Raw genomic sequence first — 2,675 nt, 5'->3', positions numbered from 1 at the left:
GTGTCCGCACCGCGCGCCGCATGGTCTCGGGGTCGGTGAGGTCGACGGTGAGTGTGGTGTCGGTGCCGTCGTAGCGCAGCTGGGCGCGGCGCGCGGTGCGGACACGGTCCTCCGGCACGTCCTCGGCGCGGAGTTCGGCGCGGGCGGCGGCCTCCAGCGCGTCGGCGGTGTCACGGACGCCGGGCATCGCCGCCTCGGTCAGGGGTGCCTCGACGGACTGCTCGCGCATCGCCGTGATGTCGGCGAGGCCGATGCCGAGCGCGGAGAGGACACCGGCCATGGGCGGCACCAGTACGGTACGGATGCCGAGCGCGTCGGCGACCTTGCAGGCGTGCTGGCCGCCGGCGCCGCCGAAGGTGGTGAGGGCGTAGCGGGTGACGTCGTGGCCCTGCTGCACGGAGATCCGCTTGATCGCGGCCGCGATGTTGGCGACCGCGATGCGCAGGTACCCTTCGGCCACCTGCTCCGGGGTGCGGTCGTCGCCGGTGGCCTCGCGGATCTCGCGGGCGAGGGCTGCGAAGCCGTCCCGTACGGCGCGGGCGTCCAGCGGCTGGTCGCCTTCGGGGCCGAAGACGGCCGGGAAGCGGGCGGGCTGGATGCGGCCGAGCATGACGTTGGCGTCGGTGAGGGTGAGCGGGCCGCCCGCCCGGTAGCAGGCCGGGCCGGGGTCGGCTCCGGCCGAGTCGGGGCCGACCCGGTAGCGGGAGCCGTCGAAGTGGAGCACGGAGCCGCCGCCCGCCGCGACGGTGTGGATGTCCAGCATGGGGGCGCGCAGCCGGACGCCCGCGATCCGGTTGGTGAAGACACGCTCGTACTCCCCGGCGAAGTGCGAGACGTCGGTGGAGGTACCGCCCATGTCGAACCCGATGACCCGGCCGTGGCCGGCCAGTTCCGACATGCGGGCCATGCCGACGATGCCCCCGGCGGGCCCGGACAACACGGCGTCCTTGCCGCGGAACTGCCCGGCCTCGGTGAGCCCGCCGTTGGACTGCATGAACATCAGCCGCACGTCGCGCAGTTCGTCGGCGACGTGCCGGACATAGCGGTGGAGCACGGGCGAGAGGTAGGCGTCGACCACGGCGGTGTCCCCGCGCGGGACGAGCTTCATCAGCGGGCTGACCTCGCTGGACAGCGAGACCTGCGGGAAGCCGGCCCGCTCGGCCGGCTCGCCCACGGCCCGCTCGTGGCCGGGGTGGAGATGGCTGTGCAGACAGACGACGGCGACCGCGCGGATGCCGTCCTCGTACGCGCGGCGCAGCTCGCCCTCCAGGGCGGCCAGGTCGGGCGCGCGCAGTTCCGTGCCGTCGGCGGCGATCCGCTCGTCCACCTCGACCACGCGCTCGTAGAGCTGCTCGGGCAGTTCGATGTGGCGGGCGAAGAGGTGCGGCCGGTTCTGGTAGGCGATCCGCAGCGCGTCGCGGAAGCCCCGGGTGATCACCAGCAGGGTGCGCTCGCCCTTGCGCTCCAGCAGTGCGTTGGTGGCGACGGTGGTGCCCATCCGGACCGCCTCGACGCGCTCCGGGGAGCCGTCGAGCAGTTCGCGGATGCCCGCCACGGCCGCGTCGGCGTACCGGGCGGGGTTGTCGGAGAGCAGCTTGCGGGTGAGCAGGCCGCCGTCGGGGCGGCGCGCGACGATGTCGGTGAAGGTGCCGCCCCGGTCGACCCAGAACTCCCAGCCTGTCACGTCACTACCCCGCTTCCGCGCTGGTCACAGCGCCCGGAGGCCGTCGATCACGTCGCGCAGAATACTCTCGTCCGGCAGTTCGGCCGGGGGCACCGGACGTGTCACATGGACGAGTTCGGCGTGCACGAGATCCCCGATCAGGACGCGTACGACTCCTACGGGCAGGTCGAGTCCGGCGGCGAGTTCGGCGACCGACTGCGGTTCGTCCCGGCAGAGGGCGACGATCTCCACATGCTCCGGCGCCAGCGTCGGGTCGTCCTCGGGGTCGCCGGCGTCCGGTTCGGTGACGACGACCGCGATCAGGTCGAGGACGTGCTGGCCGGGACTGCTGGTGCGGCCCCGTGTCATGGCGTACGGGCGGACGACAGGACCCGCCTCGTCGTCGAACCAGTGGCCGCCGCTTCTCTGACCCTCTCCGCTCATGTCGTCCGACTACCCGCCCGCGGGCGGCTCGCTGCGCGGGGCACTGCCCAGATGGACGCCGACCCGCTTGACCAGCAGCGTCATCTCGTACGCGACCTGGCCGACGTCGGAGTCGGCGTCGGAGAACACGGCGAGGCAGCTTCCGTCGCCGGCCGCGGTGACGAAGAGGAAGGCGTCGTCCAGCTCGACCACGGTCTGCCGGACGTTACCCGCCTCGAAGTGGCGGCCCACGCCCTTGGCGAGGCTGTGGAAGCCGGACGCCACGGCGGCCAGGTGCTCGCTGTCCTCCCTCGTCAGGTCGGTGGACACGCCCATGGCCAGGCCGTCGCCGGACAGGACGACGGCCTTGCGGATGCTGGCGACCCGGTCGACCAGGTCGTCGAGGAGCCAGTTCAGCTCCTTCTTCCTGCTGTCCGTGTGGCCGGTCGCGTTCGGTGCGGTCATCGACCGTCTCCCTCAGTCGTTCCTGGTGCTGTACCGCTGTGGGCCCGGTCGCCCTCAGCGTTCTCCTCGCGGCCGCGCTCCCAGCCGCGCTGGAGCGACGCCGACGAGGTCCGCTCGCGGATGG

3 protein-coding genes are annotated in these 2,675 nt (G+C 72.9%); all 3 read right to left on the bottom strand.

Annotated elements, in window-relative coordinates:
* The coding region (locus CCN33_RS10875; RefSeq protein WP_279628159.1) for a hydantoinase/oxoprolinase family protein at positions 1–1,684 on the bottom strand (1,684 nt) is incomplete at its 3' end.
* 24 nt (positions 1,685–1,708) lie between these two features.
* Positions 1,709–2,107 (bottom strand): DUF742 domain-containing protein, encoded by a 399-nt coding sequence (locus CCN33_RS10870; protein WP_086693438.1) that lies wholly within the window; start codon positions 2,105–2,107, stop codon positions 1,709–1,711.
* 9 nt (positions 2,108–2,116) lie between these two features.
* On the bottom strand, positions 2,117–2,551 hold the full coding sequence (locus CCN33_RS10865; protein WP_086693437.1) for a roadblock/LC7 domain-containing protein: 435 nt from the start codon (positions 2,549–2,551) through the stop codon (positions 2,117–2,119).
* Positions 2,552–2,675: the final 124 nt, after the last annotated feature.

The sequence above is a fragment of the Streptomyces recifensis genome (genome assembly GCF_002154615.1).
Lineage (GTDB): Bacteria > Actinomycetota > Actinomycetes > Streptomycetales > Streptomycetaceae > Streptomyces > Streptomyces griseoluteus.
This window is presented reverse-complemented; position numbering and strand designations above follow the sequence as displayed.

Excerpts from the sequence above, each read along its gene's own strand:
- CCN33_RS10870 (WP_086693438.1), bottom strand. The coding sequence starts at position 2,107 with ATGAGCGGAGAGGGTCAGAGAAGCGGCGGCCACTGGTTCGACGACGAG.
- CCN33_RS10865 (WP_086693437.1), bottom strand. The coding sequence starts at position 2,551 with ATGACCGCACCGAACGCGACCGGCCACACGGACAGCAGGAAGAAGGAG.